Origin of the sequence: Bacillus sp. HNG, assembly GCF_003400205.1 — a bacterium.
Taxonomy (GTDB): domain Bacteria; phylum Bacillota; class Bacilli; order Bacillales; family Bacillaceae_L; genus Ferdinandcohnia.
Genome location: NZ_QUQV01000005.1, coordinates 108,051 through 126,565 on the forward strand (window position 1 = coordinate 108,051; position 18,515 = coordinate 126,565).

An 18,515-nucleotide genomic window follows, 5' to 3' on the forward strand; every position below is an offset into this window, starting at 1 on the left:
CAAACCTCCTCCTTAGACGAAATGCATCCGGTTTTGAGCCATCGGATGATTTAGCCAACAAGCGCTGTACTGCGTCGGGCTAACTCCCTCAAATTCCGGTTTATGTTCTGCACAAACTTTCATTGCCATCTCACATCTTGGATAAAATGAGCAGCCCTTTGGTGGGTCAAGTAAATCCGGAGGAGTACCAGTGATGGTTGAGAGTTTTTCATGCTTATCCATATCTAGACGTGGTACTGATTTTAACAATCCCTTCGTATAGGGATGAGTCGGTTTTGAGAAGATATCTTCAACACTACCTGTTTCCACGATTTCACCTGCGTACATGACAACAACCTTACTACACATTTCTGCTACCACACCAAGGTCATGCGTAATTAAAATAATGGAAGTATCTGTTTTCTCCTGCAGTTCCTTCATTAGCTGCAAAATTTGCGCCTGGATGGTAACGTCAAGTGCAGTAGTAGGTTCATCCGCTATTAAAAGTTTCGGCCTACAGGCAAGAGCTATTGCAATCATAACTCGCTGCCTCATCCCACCAGAAAATTCATGAGGATATTGATGAATGCGCTTCTCAGGTTGTGGAATTCCAACTAATTCAAGCATTTTTATCGCATACTCAAGCGCTTCCTTTTTTGTTATCTTCCTATGCCGAATAATGCCTTCCGCGATTTGAATCCCAATCTTTGTGGTAGGGTTTAACGATGTCATCGGATCCTGAAATATCATTCCTACCTCATTTCCTCTTATTTTTTCCATCGCTTTTTCTGATTTTTGGACAATATTTTCCCCATTTAACATGATCGAGCCTTTTTCAATTTTTGCTTGTGGGGATGGGAGAAGTCGCATGATTGATTTGGCGGTCACACTTTTTCCACAGCCAGATTCCCCCACAATGGCGATTGCTTCCCCTTTTTCCACTGAAAACGAAACACCTCTAACCGCCTTTACCTTCCCAGCACTTGTGTCAAATGAAACATGCAAATCATTAATATCTAATATATTTTCCATCTACTACTCATCCCTTTCGTCTATCTATTTCCGTAATTTCGGATCGAGTGCATCTCTTAATCCATCTCCGAACACATTAAAGGCAAACATTGTCAGCGAGATGAGAAACGCTGGGAAAAATAATTGATAGAAATTCCCGATTAATATACTACCTAATGCATCATTTGCCATCGTTCCCCAGCTTGCCTGTGGAGCTGGGATTCCAAGACCTAAAAAGCTAAGTGTCGCTTCTGCAAAAATCGCAGTTGGAACAGTTAATGTCACATTGACTAAAATCGGCCCCATCGTATTTGGTATCATATGTCTGCGTAAAATCCACGAGGTTTTTGCTCCCATTGCATTTGCGGCTTGAACATATTCGTATTCTTTCAGCTGGAGTACTTGCCCTCGTACTAGCCTTGCCATCGGAATCCAACCCGTTATGGACATCGCAATAATAATGGCCCAAATTCCTCTTTCAAGGACAATCATCACTAAAATAACCATTAATAAGTATGGGATGGCATAGAGCACTTCCGCAATTCTCATCATTATGTTATCGGTTCTACCTCCACGTATACCGGAAATGCCTCCGTAAATAATCCCCGCTACAAAATCAATGAGAGCTGCCATTAGCCCAATAAATAACGAAATCCTTGCACCATACCATGCACGTGTAAACAAATCTCTTCCAGATGCATCTGTCCCAAACCAATGCTCAGCATTCGGACGGAGATTCTTTTTTGTAAAATCCTGTTCATAATACGTGTATCCGTTTAAATAAGGTCCGATAATCGCCAGGATTCCAATAATGATAATGATGATGAGCCCAAGCATGGCTAATTTGTTTTCCTTGAGGCGATTCCACACATCTCTCCAGTAGGAAATACTAGGTCTAGCAATTTTTTCTGCTTCCGCGTATTTCTGATCAACAGGTGCAAACATGTCTTCTGTAAGATTTGGTTGATTTTTCATTTACTCTCCCCCGTTACTTTAATTCTTGGATCAATCCACGTATAGGCGATATCAACAATGAGAATAAAAAGAATGAGGATAGCAGAATAAAAAATCGTCGAACCGAGGATGACTGGATAATCTCGATTAAAAATACTCGTTACAAACATTTCTCCCATTCCTGGGATACCAAAGATTTTTTCAATAATAAAGCTTCCTGTTACAATATTGGCTATTAATATCCCAACAATTGTAACAACCGGCAAAATTGCATTTCGAATCGCATGCTTCAAAATAATTGCACCTTTTTTAAGTCCCTTGGCTTTTGCAGTTAAAATATAGTCCTGACTCATCACCTCTAGCATGCTTGACCTCATTAACCTCGCGATAAAGGCCATTGGCATCATCGCAAGTGAAAGAGTCGGCAGCACAGTATGGGACCAAGATTTCCAAGTTGCAACTGGGAACCAACGTAATTCAACTGCTAAGTAATTGATAAGAAACGTTGCCAAAATAAAGTTTGGTACAGAAATCCCTATAATTGCTAGAATCATCGAGGAATAATCAGGCCATCTATTACGATAAAGTGCTGCAATAATTCCAAAAAGCAATCCTAGTGGAATTGCAATCAATAAGGCTTGTGTTCCTAAATGCAAGGAAACAGGGAAACCATTCACGATCAAGTCATTCACTGTCAGGGTTGAAGATTTGTAAGAAGGTCCAAAATCAAACTGTAAAATGGAAAGTAAATAAAGACCATATTGTACGAGTAAAGGTTTGTCCAAATTATAATAGCTTTGAAGATTATTATAGACAGCCGCAGGCATTGTTCCTTCTTGGGCAAATGGGTTTCCAGGAATACTGTGCATTAAGATGAATGTTAGTGTGATAATCACCCAAAGGGTAACAACTGCAAGGACTATCCGTTTTCCAATATATTTAAGCATGTTATCCCCCTTTTTTAATGGATCGTCTACTACTAATGGCCATGTCCTATGGCAAACGTAGTCGTCAGCACATCATATGCAAGTAAAAATCGGGTATGCTGGATTCCAGCATACCTCGATTTCCTAGATACCTAGTTTTTGATATCTGCATAAATGAACTGTGGATAACTATTAATTGGTGTGAAGATGCCAGTCACATGTGGTTTTACAGTAAATGGTTTTGTATAGAAATAAACTGGGATAACCGGCATTTCATCCATTAAGATTTTTTCTGCATCATGCATGGCTTTCATTCGTTCTTCTTGATTCATTGTTGTTTTCGCTAAGTTCACTAGCTTATCGTATTCAGAATTTCCCCAGTTTGCATCATTATATGGTCCATCTGTTACCCATAGATCCATGAATGTCATCGGGTCTACATAGTCACCAACCCAACCCGCTCTGGAAATTTCATAATCTCCTGCTTTTTCCCGATCAAGTTTAACTTGGAACTCAACGTTTTCTAATGTAATTTCCACTCCAAGATTTTTTCGCCACATTTCTTGAACAGCCTCTGCTATCATCTTATGCCCGTCTGACGTGTTGTAAGTTAACGTTACAGCAGGAAACTTATCAAGACCTTCTTCAGCAAGTCCCTCTTCCATCAGCTTTTTCGCTTCTTCAATATTTGCTTCAAATAGTTCTCCTGTATTTTCTTGGTAATCGCCTGAAACATCAGGAATTCCTGGAGGTACTATTGAATATGCAGCTTTTTGACCACCTTGAGCCACATGCTCCACAATCGTTTCACGGTCAATTGCCATTGATAATGCTTTTCGCATCTTTACATTAGTAAATGGCTTTTTCTCTGTGTTTAAATTGTAGTAATAAACAGCAAGGTCCGTTCCAATTTCGAACTCAGGGTTTTTCTGATCCTTTAATTGACCAATGACATCCTGTGGTAACGGATATACTAAGTCCAATTCATCCGATTGGTACATTTGCCATGCTGTATTCTCATCATCAATAATGACAAAATGAACTTCATCTAGATTGATTTTGTCTTTATCATAATAGTTTTCGTTCTTTGCGAGCTTCATGCTTTCTTTATGCTTCCACTCAGTCAATTTAAATGCACCATTTGATACATACGTATCTGCTTCCTGGTACCATTCTGGATTTGCTTCCTGAACAGACTTATTAATTGGATAATACGTATAGAATGATGTTAAATCTAGGAAATAAGGAGTTGGTTGCGCAAGCTTAACTTCTAATGTTGTATCATCTACTGCTTTTACACCAACTGCTGCTTCAAGTGCAGCTAAATCCGCACCATCTTCTGCAGAGTTATATGCCTCCCCACCCTCTAAATAATAGAGTTGGTATGCATATGTAGACGCAGTTTCTGGGTTTAGTGCGTATTTCCAAGCATATTCAAAATCATGAGCGGTAACAGGGTCACCATTTGACCATTTAGCATCACTACGAAGCTTGAAAGTCCATGTGAGTCCATCCTCACTTGGCTCCCAGGATTCAGCCATTCCAGCTACGATTTCTCCTTCAGGCGTCTTTTTTGTTAATCCCTCAAATGCATGCTCAAGAATCCAAGAATCATGTGTTCCTTGTGCAGTACCAGGATGTAAAGAACCAGGCTCTTCATTATTATTAAGGCGAAGAATCTTTGGTCCTGATGCTTCCTGATCATTCTCTTTTCCTTCCTCACTAGGAGTTGATGGCTTTTCTGGTTCATTCGTTGTCGTTTCTCCACTAAAACAACCAGACAAAGCTAAAAAGATAGAAAGCAATAAGACCAATCCAAATGAAAGCTTCCTTTTCAAGCAATTGACCCCCTATACTATTTTTTGAAACCATTTTGATTTCTACATTAAATCTATAAATAAAAACGAGAAAATATTACATATGAAGTAAATTTCTTTTTTATTTAAGTGATAAGTACTAGTTTTCCTTTCATACTTTAATACAACGACCTTTTAGCCTGGTAAATTCTCTCGCCTGGGATCTGGTAATACTTTACCTGTAATCTAGTAGTTTGGTACACTTAGAGTACTAGTGATAATATGGAGTGAATACATATGAATCGGATTGAAATAACTGAGGTTTTACGAACGGTGCCACTTTTCAAAGAATTAACAAGCAATGAATTAAATGAGATCGTGAACATTGCCCAATACCGCCAATATAAAAAAGGGTCACATGTTTTTATGCAGGATGATCCTTTAGAGAATGTTTATTTTATCTATAAAGGAAAAGTAAAAATATACAAAAATGATATAAATGGGAAGGAACAAATTGTAACAGTCCAAAAGGATGGCGACATGTTCCCTCATGTAGGTTTCTTCCGAAAAGGGAATTATCCCGCTTATGCTCTTGTTATGGAGGATACACAAGCAGTGGTTATTTCCATCTCCCATTTTGAAAATGTTCTTTTACAGCATCCACAGGTTAGCATTAAGCTTTTCCGCGTAATGGGCGAGAAAATCGTAGATCTTCAAAATCGGCTGGAGGCTCAAATTTTAAATAATACTTATGAACAAATTATTAAATTAATTATGCGCCTTTGTAATACAGATGGAAAAGTGCTTTCAGATGGCAGGATCATGATGACCACACAATTCACGAATAAAGATTTAGCGAATATGATTGGAACCACCCGCGAAACAGTCAGCAGAACCTTAACAAAATTAAAGAAAAAAGATATTGTCGAAATTGATGAAAAAGGGAATATTATTGTTGATCCGGAAACCTTAGAAGATGAATTATTCTTATAAGACAGAACTGAGCCCAATTTACGCTCAGTTCTTTTTTCATGCCCAAAACAAAAACATTTTAAAAGGAAATGAATATAGTGTGAGTAGATAATCCGTCTAGGGAGGAGAAAAGTGTGAAAGACGAAAAGTCAGATAAACCAATCCGAAAATATGATAATGAGTCATTCGGTCCACTCATGAAATCAATGAATGAATTCTTTAACCAACAACCTATTAAACGTCTGTTAGGTACCCTTGATGATTTCTTTGAAAGGCCGTTTCCCTTTGCATCCATACCCGTGGAAATGTATGAAACAGATAAAGAACTTATTATTTCAGCAGAGATACCTGGAATTAAAAAAGAACAAATCGATATCGAGTATTCAGAAAGATATGTGACAATCACTGTAAATCATGTTGAAGAATTAGAAGAAACCAATGAAAAAAAGCAATATTATGTAAAAAAACATTCATTTAATAAAGCAAGTCGAACTGTCGCATTGCCATATCCGATTCATACAGATAATTTAAACGCTTCTTACGTAAATGGTGTCCTCAAAATTCGCATCCCAAAACAAAGAAGACGTAAAATAGTGATTGATGAGAGCATGTAAAATTACATGCTCTTTTTTACATACTTTCGATGGAAGATTAGCATCATATGGCTAGGAGGTGTAATTGTGGAGAAGAAGATAGGCAATCAAAATCTACCGGATTTTAAAGAACTGAATGACAGGTTTATTGCAGAGGCTAGTGATGAGCCCATACTTGTTATTAAAACGAATCTAGATCCAAAAAACGCAACCGATGAAAACCCTTATTATAAAGAATCTGAATCTGATGATGAGGAATTTTCCTCTTTTTTCGAAGAATCCTAAAGATGAAATGGTGATTAAATTATGGACAAAACGTTAGGCTATTTAATAGAATCGATTTCAAATTATGGTGATGAAAATAAAATAAGTCGTGCTATATTAACAAAATTGATAAATAACCAATACCGCTCAGAGGAAGCATTGGTTAGAGATTTAGATGAAGAAGAAATCGAATTTTTGAACAAGATCCTTCCGGATGAAATCAATTATGCCATGGATGAAAAAGATTTTACACGTGTTAATCAACTGAATGAAGTATATGAATTGCTTTAGAAAAGGTGGGGCAGATGGTAAAAGGATTTAGTACCAAGCAATATTCAAATACAGACGTAGAGGAAGTCAAACGTCTCAATGCGAATTCTGGGTTATCATATAATGAAGCATTACAGCTTTTAGCAAAACAATATAATGAACAAAAGAAAAAGCGATAAACTATGTAAAAAGAAAGCTGTAGTCCTTTTGACAGCTTTCTTTTTTACTTCTAAACCTTAAATGTTTTCGTTAACCCTTTTACAATTGAATTAACTTGGTTTATCGTTCCGACCATTTGACCTGCTGTGTCCATCATTTTGTTGATATCATAGGTGCCATCATCTTTCTTAAATTGAGTGAGGATGCTACCTCCCCCTTTTTTCTGCCCCTGTTCCATCCCAATTGGATACGGTGTTGGATAAGGCGTTTGGGGTGTTTGGTACCCAGATGAAGAAAATCCAGGATAACTGTTGATATTATAATGCATGTATGAAGGAGGATAATAAGGATTCCATTGGGATTGATTGCCTCCTCCATAAAACTGTTGATAGGTCGCCTGGTCATAAAATGGCCACGAATAACCATAAGGTCTTAAAGCTTTGTTCCTGCCAAAGGATTGATACATATGGAACAAACCTCCTGTGATGTTCTTTTTTATAGATTATGTAAAAGCAAGGTTAGGTGTTCATCCCCATAAAAAAAGATACCATTTAGCTAAGGGTATCTTTTAAAAAAATATTTATTTTGATGTTGCTGCCTTCTCAAGGATATTTTCAAGAACGTACTGGACTGATTCGTACATATTTTTAAAGCGTTTGACTTTAGTATCCTGATAAAAACTTTGGATAGAGATATGTTGGATGTTTTCATGGGTCGCATCAATCTGATTTGGGTGAAGGTTTTTAGGAAACTCTTTGTTAATCCAGGAAACCGCCAACTCTCTCCAATTGTCCGCCATTGCCATCGTATCATCGACAAAGGGCTTTACTTCTTTATAGAAATCTACCTCATATGATTCACTCTGTTTAATTTCCTCTAAACGTTTAAGGGATTGATCACAGAGATCCTTTAGCATTTTTGTTTTCGCGAGTAATTCTGTATACATTCTCTCACCTCAACATCTATCATACCGCTTTAATAGCTTAATGTTAAGTGATAGGAATGCTCCTTATCGGTTTCTGATACTCGCCCATCCTTTTGATGATGAAACTCATTACGTAATGATTTCATTTCATTTTCAAGCTGCTTCATTTGAAGAAAATTCCGGTTTCCTTCTTCATTTAAATGCTTCACTACCTCTGTCTGAATTTGCACATCAATTTTGTTTAACGTAGAAAGCAATTGATCAATACTTTCAAGAACATGCTTCTTTTTCGTAAGTTCATCCTTCAACATATCCACCCTCCTATACGGTCTCTTTTTAAGTAATTTCGATGTGGATTTTTTTACTCCTGCACGCTTGACAAAACTAGTTTGCATTCGTCAAAGAAAGCGGAAATCTCCGATCGTTTATCCCTGTTTTCGACAATGGATTCATACATTTTAAGAATGGTTTCCATGAAAGATGCTCACACTACCTGTAGGAGGTGAAGATTCCATGGCAAAGCAAGATAAAAAGAAAAATAAACAAGAACGTAATGAAGAGAAAGCACCTGGTTATGGAGACAAAAAACTTGAAGGACCTGACCGACCATCCACATAAATATACATACAAAGGCTGAAGAGTTCAGCCTTTGTTTTTTCGTAGTATTTCCTCTATTAAAATCCCCACTTGCATCTGCTTTTGCTTTCTTAAGTACCAATTTGTAAGCTCAATCTGCTCATCTAGCTCTACTTTGTCAAACCATTTCTCATACCTGTTTCCTCTATACCAATCAATCCTATTATCTTGTGTATGCCTGATAATCGGATAAGTGGTGCGTAAAAATGGAGTATTACGAAATCTTCTTTCCGAAACATATTGTTCATAATCAAATCTTGAGCCAGTATGATCTACCTTATTTGAAAATCTAAGAAAATGATCATAATAACTGTTATGAAATAACAAAGATGCAAGCTTTTTACCAAGTTCAATTCTTGCATCCAGCTTTGTGAATTGATGAACTGAAAAACCGTATAACCTTCCTTCAAGTGTTGGAAAAATAACAGAACTAAAGTGTAAAAGATCCTGCAGGTTATAAAAAAAACGTTGAAAAACCCTTTTCCTATAGTATGGATGCTCAATAACTGGTTTTTGGATGATATTTTGTTCATTAATGATTTGAGCAGTTACTAAACGGTTACCTTCTCGATGCCTCCAGTAATATTCCCATTCACTTTCAATAAATCGTGATACAGAAAATAATTTAAGCATGTGAAAGTAAGGCTTTCCTACTTGATTTGAATATTCGTATACTAAGAGCTGTGGATAGGCATCGGAGAAAATTAGCCAATTTGCTCGTTCATATGTACTAAACAGAATTTTTCGCTCTTTTTTACTAAGGATCTTTGGAAACCACTCCCCTTCAAGATCCGTCATATTCCAACCAGCATTTCGAGATACCTGACTTGCTAAGAAGGACCATCTTATCTCATTATGTCTTCGATAGAAGCTCGCGTAACTTTTGGTCCTCGAAATATTGTCAAGATTACCTTTCGCTGTCCTTGCATTTATTTTATAAAAAAGTTCTTTCTCTTCTATCGTTAATTGAATATCCCGATTCCTTCGTTCATTTACCATTTTTTCTATCTCTGCAATCTCGCTCATGCATACACACCTCTTACAGTTTAGTGTATCCCATCCTGAAGAGCCCCACGCCCCCAAAAGTATATTTTCAGGCGAATAGTATGGTATAGTGACAGTAATTCTATACGCCTGTACCCAACTGTTTAAATTTCGTTAAACTATTTAACAAACTTTTTTGGTATAATAGGTGTCTTAAGGGGGATGGGAGTATGGAATTTCGTTATCCAAATGGAAAAGTATATAAGCCCCAGCAGGTAAAAAATAAACCACACCTCAAGCAACGAATATATGGAAATCGTGGGATGACATTAGAAGAAGATTTAAATGAAACCAATCAATTTTATTTGGAACAGGAAATTGCGGTTGTCCATAAAAAACCAACACCTGTTCAAATCGTAAATGTGGATTATCCACAAAGAAGTGCTGCTGTCATCAAGGAAGCTTATTTTAAGCTAGCTTCTACTACGGACTACAATGGCATTTACAAAGGTCGTTATATTGATTTTGAAGCGAAGGAAACAAAAAATAAAACCTCCTTCCCGCTCCAAAATTTTCACGAGCACCAAATCAAGCATATGTCCGATTGTTTAAAACATGATGGAATTTGTTTTGTGATCTTACGTTTTACAACGCTAGATGAAATCTATTACCTAGAAGCAAAACACCTTTTGACCTTTTGGGAACGAAAAATGAAGGGTGGCAGAAAATCGATTACGAAAGACGAAATCGAAACGTTTGGTCATCATTTAACTATTGGCTATCGTCCAAGAATTGATTATATTAAGGTTATTGACAAGCTTTATTTTAACTTGGAAGAATAGCAAATACGCCAGGAATGAAACAAATCCTTCCTATCATACGTCATATAATAGGAAAGCATTTTGAAAGGCAGGAAACAAAGTATGTCTGAAAAATATCAATCACGTGAAGAGCGTCGACATGCAAATCAAAAGAAAAAAAAGCGAAAAAAGTCTAAGGGCTCGTTATTTAAACGAATTGTATTAATAATTCTATTAATTGGAATCATCGGTATGGTAGCTGGGGCTACCACATTTTTCGTGATGGCAAGTGGTGCTCCGGAATTGGATGAATCCCTCCTTAAGGATCCACTATCATCAAAGGTTTACGATATGAATGGAAATAAAATTTATGAATTCGGAGCAGAAAAACGGACTTATGTCCCTCTTAATCAAATTCCCGATGATTTAAAAAATGCTGTATTAGCAGTTGAAGATGCTCGATTCTATGAACACCATGGTTTAGACGTCATTCGTCTTGGTGGCGCAGTTGTCGCTAACCTAACCGAAGGATTTGGTGCAGAAGGTGCTAGTACAATTTCACAACAGGTAATTAAGAATTCCTTTTTCGTTGAAGGAGAGAAAAAGCTCACAAGAAAGGCACAGGAGCTATGGCTTGCATTCCAATTAGAACGCAAATATTCGAAAGACGAAATTCTTGAAATGTATTTAAACAAAATTTATTACGGTGTCGGTAACACATATGGTGTTGCAAAAGCAGCCGAATTATATTTTGGTAAGCCACTAGATGAACTTGAGCTTCATGAATCTGCTTTTATTGCAGGGCTTGGACAAAATCCTGGAATTTACAACCCATTCGTCCATCCTGAGGCTGCAGAGAAGCGAAGAAACATCGTTTTAAATCTAATGGTTAGGCATGAATTTATCACGAAAGAGAAAGCAGACGCTGCTAAGAAGGTTCCAATTGAATCATCAATTGTGGAATCAAAAGAACAATCACATCCTATCGATTCTTTCATGGATCAAGTAAAAAATGAGCTAAAAGAATATGGCGATATTGATGTGTATAATGCAGGAGTGAAAATTTACACAACATTTGACCCTGAGGCTCAAGCTCATGTTGATTCATTATTGGCAAATGAAAATCCTGATATTCAATTTCCAGATGATCAATTTCAAGCCGGAATTGCAATCGTAGATACAAAAACAGGTGAAATTAGAGCATTAGGTGGCGGAAGAAATCAAGCCCAAAATACTCGTGTTAACTTTGCTCTTGATAATTCAAACCAACCTGGTTCAACGATTAAGCCTATTTTGGACTATGGTCCTGCAATAGAGTATTTAAAATGGTCAACCTACCATCAAATTAAGGATGAGCCATACACCTATTCAGATAAAAGACCTATAAACAACTTCGACAGAAAATTTATGGGGCAAATTACAGCAAGAGTTGCTTTAGCTCATTCAAGGAATATCCCAGCACTCAAGGCATTTCAAGAGGTTGGTGTTACAAAGGCTACGGAATTTGCAAACAACCTTGGCATTACATTTGAAGAAAGAATTAATGAAGCATATTCAATCGGCGGTATGTTAGGAGGTATTTCCCCTCTTGAAATGGCTGGTGCCTATGCAACATTCGGTAACGAAGGGAACTTTATTAAACCACATGCGGTTACTAAAATTGTCTTCCCGGATAATCGAGAAGTTGTTCTTGCGCCTGAGCCAAAGACAGCAATGTCCGAAGCAACAGCCTTTATGATGACAGACATGCTAAAATCCGTTATGGACTTTGGTTCTGGTCGAAGATATGATGTTTCCGGATTGCAAATTGCCGGTAAAACGGGTACAACAAACTACACCTCAAAAGAGATGAAAGACTATAATATTCCTGCTGGTGGTGTTCCAGATATATGGTTTAGTGGTTACACACCAAGCTATACCGTTGCTATTTGGACAGGATATAGAAATAACCAAACAGCAGTCCTACCTGCTGAACAAAGCTTAGCGTTAAAATTATTTAGAGACATTATCACTAATCTGTCTGAAGGTAAAGAAGCAGAGGATTTCGTAATGCCGAAGACAGTGGTGAAGGTCGGTGTGGAAAAAGGATCTAATCCTGCAAAACTTCCAAGCGAATTTACGCCAAAAGATGAAATTGTGTATGAGTATTTCATTAAAGGTACAGAGCCGACTGAGGTGTCAGATAAATACGATAAGCTAAATCCACCATCAAACCTTAATGTGATGTATGACCAAGTTACAAATCAAATTAATTTAACATGGGCTTATGCAGAAGGTGAAATGGAAGGAAATAGCTTTGAGGTTAGTGTTTCAATTGACGAAGGTCCTGCAAAAGTTCTTACAACAACGAAAGAATTAACCTATACGGTTCCTGATGCGATCCCAGGGGCAATATACAAATTCAGTGTAGCCGTTGTGAATGATGAAAATCCTGAAAAACGCAGTGACCCAGCTTCCACAACGATAGAAGTTCCGGAACCGCCTGAAGAAGAAATCGAAATTCCACTACCTCCTGGTAATCCGGGAAATGGTAATGGTAACGGCAATGGTGGCGAAAACGGTGGCGATACTGGTGGCGAAAGTGAAGGTAACGGAGAAGGTGACGGTGGAGTTCCAATCTTCCCTCCACTACCACCAACTAACGGAGATAGAGAATAGGAACAAAAATAACGCACAGTTCATAACTGTGCGTTATTTTTTATACTTACGTATTTTCATTTTGGCATAAAGCTTTAATAATTCAAGATAAAGTTCATTTAATTGAACAAATGAATGATATTGATTCGGCTTTTTTAAAATAAATGAAAGACGCTCATCAAGATTAATTGGTTTATACTCCAAGCCAATAAGGTCATCTTGAAAGATTTCTTTATCTGGACGCCTCTTTCCATTCATTACGAATAAAAAGGTTAAAAAGGCATCAATCGCTTCATCCATTGGCACCTTTACTGCTGATTTATCTCTGTTGCGGAAAAGGCTAGTTAAATGTTCTTTTCGTGCATTCCACTTTTCTGTTATATCAGAGATGATTTTGTCATTATCCAATCTTTTCTTTCCCCTTCATACGCTTTTTGCCTTCTCGACAAACCTCAAGGAGCGGACAAATTTCACATTGGGGATTCTGTGCCTTACAATGGTATCTCCCGAAGAATATCATCCGATGATGGGTAGCAGACCATTCTTCCTTAGGAACCTTTTTCATTAACGTCTTTTCGACTTCTAGAACAGAGTCCTTCCATCTACAAAATCCCAGTCTTTTGCTGACTCTTTCCACATGTGTATCAACAGCAATCGCTGGAACACCAAATGCAACGGAGACAACAACATTAGCCGTCTTTCTACCGACTCCGGGGAATTTTGTTAATTCATCACGTTCTTGTGGAAGGATGCCACCATAGTCTTCTAGCAACATTTGACATAATTTACGGATGTTTTTTGCCTTGTTTCGATAGAGTCCGATAGACCGGATATCGTTTTGTAGTTCTTCTAAGGAAACCGCCAAATAATCCTCAGGGGTTTTGTATTTTTCAAACAGTGAGGCTGTTACTTTGTTTACCAATGCATCTGTACATTGGGCGGATAATGAAACAGCAATCACAAGTTCAAACGGATTCCTATGGTTTAACTCACAATGAGCATCTGGGAACATCTCCCCCATTGTGTCTAAACAAAATCGTATTTGTTGTTTGTTTAACATAAAATATCACCTTAACTTATATACATTAACTTTCTAACCAATTATAAAACGGGATTGTACGCTTATAATTTCCTTGCTGCGGTTGATCTGTTTGTTTTTGCTTTTGTTGATATTGTCGAAACTTTTGAGAATGGTTTTGGGCTTGTGTAATTGTACGGATGCCATTCTTTTTCCATTCAAATAGAATTCGATCAATATATCGGAAATTAAGCTTACCCGACATGACTGCTTCACGTAAGGCTGCTTTAATGATGGACGGATCGTGGTGGTCTTGGTCGAGCCACATCGCGAGTGATTCACATTCAAAAGGCGAAAGGGGTCGTCCAAATTCTTGTTCAAAAATGCTATACAAGTCCATTTCATGCTGTTTATCGAGTTCTTTTTCTTCGTTCACGTTTTGCTGAACTACATACTGAAGCATTTTCTCCCATAATGGTCGTATTGAGTATTTCTCATAGATGACACGATTCTCGTCATTTCCTTCATTTATTTCTAAATATCCTCGTTGTATAAGCTGACGTAGGATTTCCATGCACTTTTCTTCTGTAATTGTCATGCGGTTTGAGATTTCAATTGGTGTAGGAAAGAAATTTCCACTGTCCATAAAGGTTAATATATGGAATAGGACCATCATTTCCTCTTCATTTAACTGTAGATGTCGATACGAGGACATTAACATTTTCGGAATTGAAATACTGCCTTGTTCGAATAAATCAACTAATTTATCCATTTTCATGTACAAACACCTCTTCATAACCTAGTATAACATGAGACCTGAGAGTAGGGTTAAGAAAGAAATATTTGGTTTGGTTTATTTGTATAAAATAAATGGGACCTTCTTCTTTTGAAGGTCCCCTAAATGTTGTTTAATTATGGATATAGACGGTTTAGTAGACGTGGGAATGGGATGGTTTCACGTACATGTTCTACGCCACTAATCCATGCAACTGTTCTTTCTAGCCCTAATCCAAAGCCTGAATGTGGAACAGATCCATATTTACGTAATTCCAAATACCACTCATAAGCACCACTTGTTAAACCATGTGCTTCGAGCTGTTGTTTTAAAAGGTCGTAATCATGAATTCTCTCAGAACCACCAATGATTTCACCATAACCTTCAGGGGCAATTAAGTCCGCACATAAAACTACATCATCACGATCTGGTGCTGGCTGCATATAGAATGGCTTAATACCCTTCGGATAATTTGTAATAAACACTGGTTTGTCATAGCTTTCGGCAATAGCCGTTTCATGTGGAGCCCCAAAATCATCGCCCCACTTAATATCATCAAAGCCTTTTTCATGTAAAAACTCAATTGCCTCATCATAAGAAATGCGAGGGAATGGAGCTTTTATATTTTCAAGCTTGGATGTATCTCGACCTAAGGTTTTTAATTCTAACTGACAATTTTTTAAGACAGATTGCACAATATGAGAAACATATTCTTCTTGTACTTTTAGACTTTCTTCATGCTCAGTAAAAGCCATTTCAGGCTCAATCATCCAGAACTCAATTAAATGCCGTCTTGTTTTTGATTTTTCAGCACGGAATGTAGGTCCGAAAGAGAATACTTTCCCTAAAGCCATGGCTGCAGCTTCCATATAAAGCTGTCCACTTTGAGAAAGGTATGCATCTTCATCAAAGTATTTTGTAGCAAAAAGCTCAGTTGTTCCTTCAGGTGCACTTCCTGTTAAAATTGGTGGATCAACCTTTACAAATCCATGGTCATTGAAAAACTCATAAGTTGCACGAATGATTTCATTACGAATTTTCATAACCGCATGTTGTCTCTTTGAACGAAGCCATAAATGGCGATGGTCCATTAAGAATTCTGTCCCATGCTCTTTAGGTGTAATTGGATAATCCACAGCCTCATGAATTACTTCTACATTAGTGACTGTAAGCTCATAACCAAAAGGAGATCTTTCATCTTCTCTTACAACACCCGTTACATATAGAGAAGTTTCTTGAGTAATTGATTTTGCTTTCTGGAAAACATCTTCATCCACTTCTGCTTTTACAACGACTCCCTGGATAAAGCCTGTCCCATCTCGAAGCTGTAAAAAGGCAATCTTTCCGCTTGATCGTTTGTTTGCTAACCAAGCACCGATTCTAACCTCTTCACCCACATATTTATTAACATCAGAAATAGTTATTTTCACAATTGTCCCTCCAAAACCGTAAACCTTATGTATAAATGCCTAATTTACCTACTTCATTATACATTTGTTAAGTTCATGAATCAAGAAATACCATGGGGACGTTCCTTTGGTTGCGTAAGAACCAATCGAATCGTCCCCCATTATCAAGAATGCTACATTTTTTCTTCAACAAATGTATGAATACGTTTAATCGCTTCTTCCAATAGGTCTAAAGATGTTGCATAAGATAAGCGCATATTATCTGGTGAACCAAAACCGGATCCTGGAACAACTGCAACGAGCGCTTCCTCTAATAAAGCCTTCGCAAAATCATCCACATTATTATAACCAGTCAATTCGGCACACTTTTTCGCATTTGGAAATAGATAAAAAGCTCCCTGTGGCTTGATACATGATATGCCAGGTATGCTTACTAATTTATCGTAAATCACGTCTAAACGCTGTTCAAATGCCTGTCTCATTATTTCAACCGGTTCTTGATTGCCTTCATAAGCAGCTAGAGCCGCATATTGTGCAATTGATGTTGGATTCGAAATGCTATGACTTGAAAGATCTGTCATACTTTTGATAATTTCCTGTGGACCTGCCGCATAACCGATTCTCCAACCAGTCATTGAATGTGACTTAGAAAGACCATTGATGATAATTGTCTTTGCCTTCACTTCTTCACTAACCTGCGCAATTGATGTATGTGTAGCCCCAAAATATACAAGTTTTTCATATATTTCATCTGAAACAATCCAAATATTATGCTTCACACATAATTCACCGATAGCTTGCAGTTCTTCTTTCGAATAAAGCATACCAGTTGGGTTACTTGGTGAATTTAAGATTAGAGCAACAGTTTTATCTGTAATTGCAGCTTCAAGCTGGTCTACAGTCACTTTAAATTGATTTTCTTCTTTACCTTCTACATATACAGGTACACCTTCTGCAAGCTTTACTTGCTCAGGATAGCTAACCCAGTAAGGTGTTGGAATAATAACTTCATCATCTTTATCTAGAAGAACTTGGAATAAGGCATATAATACAAACTTTGCACCCGAACCAACTATCACTTCATTTGCTTTATATTCTAATTGTTGGTCATTTAAAAGCTTTTTACAAATCGCTTGTTTTAATGCAGGTAATCCCGCCGAAGGTGTGTATTTAGTATGCCCTTCTCTCATTGCCTTTACTGCTGCCTCGATTATATAATCTGGTGTATTAAAATCCGGCTCACCAGCACCAAGGCCAATTACATCATGACCTTCAGCTTTCAATTCTTTTGCTTTTGCTGTTATAGCAAGTGTTGAAGAAGGTGTTAAGGCTGCTACTCTGTTTGCTAATTTCAATGGTATTCCCCTCCACGTATTATGGTTTTATTGAATTTCGATATTTACCATTTTCAAAATACAGCTTATGGTAGGTCAAACGATTATCACTATCAATATAAATAATTTCCCATATTGGAATATTATCTTCGAGTCCAAGCTTAACGGAACGAATTTCTTGTGGATTTCGCTCACTTTTTAAAATAGCTAGTGCTTTATTTTCTGTAATTCCATCACGTTTAAAGCGTGTTACGATTTCCCCTTTTTTCTGCGGAATCCAAGCAATTATTGTTTCATCTTCATTATTTTTTCCGATGACAACTTGATATGCTTTTGTCCCCAGATATGTATAACTATCTTCTATTTTTTCAATTGGCGTCTTTTCAAGTGCGATTTTGTTTCCTTTTGCTGCAGCGTTATTAAGCGGCTCAAGAGCCGATTGATAAATGTTAACTCCTCTCCAAATAATAAAGATAAGGAGGACGACGAGTATCCCAATGATCCATTTTTTCATATTTTATTCACTACTTTACGTACGATAAATTGTAAATACTGCTTTATTTTGATCATCTCGATCAAGCGCAAGACCAAACATGAGATCTTCATGCTTCAATGTACGATTTAATAAGTCAACTATTTTATATAAATCAGGTGTATTTTGAATTTTAACGGTCGATAGAACTTCTATCTTACTTTCCAAGCAAGAGCTCTCCCTTCATTCATCACAAATTTTACTACTCATACGTTCCACGTATCGGGCAACAATAGTAGTACTACAACATTACAGTTGAAGTTGTCTACGTTTTATTGCCTTACATCATTATAACAGGTGTATTACCATTCACAATATAGTTTTTTTCAGTTCGGGATATATCCCGACTGAAAAAAACAGCCTCCGGCGGATGCCTGAATTTTTCAAAGGAAATTCGAGCATAAGATCAAAGACTAAGAACGCCACTTCCTGTGGCAACGTCTTTGTGACCCCACCTCGTGTGGGCCTAAAAAATCGGGCGCAAATACGCCAAGGCACATTTGTTTTCAATAAAAAATTAACTCCTAATCCCATGCCTTAA

The 18,515-nt window shown here is 37.3% G+C and carries 22 protein-coding genes; 7 read left to right on the forward strand and 15 right to left on the reverse strand.

All coding sequences use genetic code 11. From position 1 onward, the window contains the following. Window positions 1–12 precede the first annotated feature (12 nt). The 4 genes from DZB84_RS11055 to DZB84_RS11070 all read right to left on the reverse strand — a co-directional run bounded on the left by DZB84_RS11055 (window position 13) and on the right by DZB84_RS11070 (window position 4,708). A complete protein-coding gene (locus DZB84_RS11055) occupies window positions 13–1,011 on the reverse strand; it encodes an ABC transporter ATP-binding protein (RefSeq protein ID WP_116352320.1) in 999 nt (332 codons plus the stop codon). Between the two features lie 24 nt (window positions 1,012–1,035). Next, window positions 1,036–1,965 (reverse strand): ABC transporter permease, encoded by a 930-nt coding sequence (locus tag DZB84_RS11060; RefSeq protein WP_116352321.1) that lies wholly within the window; start codon window positions 1,963–1,965, stop codon window positions 1,036–1,038. Then, window positions 1,962–2,891: an ABC transporter permease gene (locus DZB84_RS11065; protein WP_116352322.1), complete on the reverse strand. Its 930-nt coding sequence runs from the start codon at window positions 2,889–2,891 to the stop codon at window positions 1,962–1,964. The genes DZB84_RS11060 and DZB84_RS11065 overlap by 4 nt, the downstream gene beginning before the upstream one ends. A 131-nt stretch (window positions 2,892–3,022) precedes the next feature. Next, a complete protein-coding gene (locus tag DZB84_RS11070; protein WP_116352323.1) occupies window positions 3,023–4,708 on the reverse strand; it encodes a peptide ABC transporter substrate-binding protein in 1,686 nt (561 codons plus the stop codon). A 255-nt stretch (window positions 4,709–4,963) separates the two neighbouring features. Here DZB84_RS11070 and DZB84_RS11075 point away from each other — a divergent pair, with 255 nt between their 5' ends. The 5 genes from DZB84_RS11075 to DZB84_RS24905 all read left to right on the forward strand — a co-directional run bounded on the left by DZB84_RS11075 (window position 4,964) and on the right by DZB84_RS24905 (window position 6,944). Then, window positions 4,964–5,659 carry a Crp/Fnr family transcriptional regulator gene (locus DZB84_RS11075; RefSeq protein ID WP_116352324.1) on the forward strand — a complete coding sequence of 232 codons (696 nt, stop codon included), beginning with the start codon at window positions 4,964–4,966 and terminating at the stop codon, window positions 5,657–5,659. 113 nt (window positions 5,660–5,772) lie between these two features. Next, on the forward strand, window positions 5,773–6,252 hold the full coding sequence (locus DZB84_RS11080) for an Hsp20/alpha crystallin family protein (protein WP_116352325.1): 480 nt from the start codon (window positions 5,773–5,775) through the stop codon (window positions 6,250–6,252). A gap of 66 nt (window positions 6,253–6,318) precedes the next feature. After that, entirely contained in the window at window positions 6,319–6,516 is a 198-nt protein-coding gene (locus DZB84_RS11085; RefSeq protein WP_189655222.1) for a hypothetical protein, read from the forward strand. A gap of 21 nt (window positions 6,517–6,537) precedes the next feature. Further along, window positions 6,538–6,786 carry a sporulation protein gene (locus tag DZB84_RS11090; RefSeq protein ID WP_116352326.1) on the forward strand — a complete coding sequence of 83 codons (249 nt, stop codon included), beginning with the start codon at window positions 6,538–6,540 and terminating at the stop codon, window positions 6,784–6,786. A gap of 14 nt (window positions 6,787–6,800) precedes the next feature. Beyond that, a complete protein-coding gene (locus DZB84_RS24905; RefSeq protein WP_189655223.1) occupies window positions 6,801–6,944 on the forward strand; it encodes a hypothetical protein in 144 nt (47 codons plus the stop codon). A 50-nt stretch (window positions 6,945–6,994) separates the two neighbouring features. Here the strand turns inward: DZB84_RS24905 and DZB84_RS11095 are convergent, their stop codons facing one another. From DZB84_RS11095 to DZB84_RS11110, 4 genes are all read right to left on the reverse strand, one after another. Next, window positions 6,995–7,390, reverse strand: a complete 396-nt coding sequence (locus tag DZB84_RS11095; protein WP_116352327.1) for a YppG family protein — start codon at window positions 7,388–7,390, stop codon at window positions 6,995–6,997. A 114-nt stretch (window positions 7,391–7,504) separates the two neighbouring features. Next, entirely contained in the window at window positions 7,505–7,870 is a 366-nt protein-coding gene (locus DZB84_RS11100; RefSeq protein WP_116352328.1) for a YppE family protein, read from the reverse strand. A 29-nt stretch (window positions 7,871–7,899) separates the two neighbouring features. Then, window positions 7,900–8,160 (reverse strand): hypothetical protein, encoded by a 261-nt coding sequence (locus DZB84_RS11105; protein ID WP_116352329.1) that lies wholly within the window; start codon window positions 8,158–8,160, stop codon window positions 7,900–7,902. 331 nt (window positions 8,161–8,491) lie between these two features. Beyond that, entirely contained in the window at window positions 8,492–9,511 is a 1,020-nt protein-coding gene (locus tag DZB84_RS11110; RefSeq protein ID WP_116352330.1) for a DUF2515 domain-containing protein, read from the reverse strand. A 188-nt stretch (window positions 9,512–9,699) separates the two neighbouring features. Between DZB84_RS11110 and recU the strand changes: the two genes are divergently transcribed. Both recU and DZB84_RS11120 read left to right on the forward strand, forming a co-directional pair. Next, window positions 9,700–10,311, forward strand: a complete 612-nt coding sequence (gene recU / locus DZB84_RS11115) for a Holliday junction resolvase RecU (protein WP_116352331.1) — start codon at window positions 9,700–9,702, stop codon at window positions 10,309–10,311. Window positions 10,312–10,392: 81 nt separating this feature from the next. Next, window positions 10,393–12,927, forward strand: a complete 2,535-nt coding sequence (locus DZB84_RS11120) for a PBP1A family penicillin-binding protein (RefSeq protein ID WP_223254425.1) — start codon at window positions 10,393–10,395, stop codon at window positions 12,925–12,927. 33 nt (window positions 12,928–12,960) lie between these two features. On the opposite strand, the gene DZB84_RS11125 is transcribed toward DZB84_RS11120, so the two are convergent. The 7 genes from DZB84_RS11125 to DZB84_RS11155 form a co-directional block, all read right to left on the reverse strand. Beyond that, entirely contained in the window at window positions 12,961–13,314 is a 354-nt protein-coding gene (locus tag DZB84_RS11125; RefSeq protein WP_116352332.1) for a YpoC family protein, read from the reverse strand. Then, a complete protein-coding gene (gene nth / locus DZB84_RS11130; RefSeq protein ID WP_116352333.1) occupies window positions 13,307–13,966 on the reverse strand; it encodes an endonuclease III in 660 nt (219 codons plus the stop codon). Before nth ends, DZB84_RS11125 begins: the two co-directional genes overlap by 8 nt. 25 nt (window positions 13,967–13,991) lie before the next feature. Then, entirely contained in the window at window positions 13,992–14,702 is a 711-nt protein-coding gene (locus DZB84_RS11135; RefSeq protein ID WP_116352334.1) for a DnaD domain-containing protein, read from the reverse strand. Between the two features lie 134 nt (window positions 14,703–14,836). Next, window positions 14,837–16,129, reverse strand: a complete 1,293-nt coding sequence (gene asnS / locus DZB84_RS11140) for an asparagine--tRNA ligase (protein ID WP_116352335.1) — start codon at window positions 16,127–16,129, stop codon at window positions 14,837–14,839. Window positions 16,130–16,281: 152 nt separating this feature from the next. After that, entirely contained in the window at window positions 16,282–17,463 is a 1,182-nt protein-coding gene (locus tag DZB84_RS11145; protein WP_116352336.1) for a pyridoxal phosphate-dependent aminotransferase, read from the reverse strand. Between the two features lie 19 nt (window positions 17,464–17,482). Continuing rightward, window positions 17,483–17,956, reverse strand: a complete 474-nt coding sequence (locus tag DZB84_RS11150; RefSeq protein WP_116352337.1) for a cell wall elongation regulator TseB-like domain-containing protein — start codon at window positions 17,954–17,956, stop codon at window positions 17,483–17,485. Window positions 17,957–17,971: 15 nt separating this feature from the next. Beyond that, on the reverse strand, window positions 17,972–18,142 hold the full coding sequence (locus DZB84_RS11155) for a YpmA family protein (protein ID WP_116352338.1): 171 nt from the start codon (window positions 18,140–18,142) through the stop codon (window positions 17,972–17,974). Between the last annotated feature and the right edge of the window lie 373 nt (window positions 18,143–18,515).